Consider the following 224-nt stretch of genomic DNA (forward strand, 5'->3'; position numbering starts at 1 on the left):
CGACCTCGTGCGCGAAGAGGCTGGCCGCGGCCGCACCTTCCTCTGGTACACCACGGAAACCGAAGAGCTCGACAATTGCCATCATATCTATGTCTTCAAGAACGGCCGGATCGTCGCCAATCTTGGGCGCGACGAGCTGACGGAGGAAAAGATCATCCAGTCCTCGTTCGGCGACGCGGCTTGAGATGACGGCAGCACCTGTCGAGACCGGCGTCAAAAGGTCC

The 224-nt window shown here is 60.3% G+C and carries 1 pseudogene; it reads left to right on the forward strand.

The annotated features are described in order from the left end of the window. Nucleotides 1-184, forward strand: a pseudogene (locus tag E5W87_RS35090) (sugar ABC transporter ATP-binding protein); the annotation flags it as partial. Nucleotides 185-224 lie beyond the last annotated feature (40 nt).

The organism is Mesorhizobium sp. (genome assembly GCF_004962925.1).
GTDB lineage: Bacteria > Pseudomonadota > Alphaproteobacteria > Rhizobiales > Rhizobiaceae > Mesorhizobium.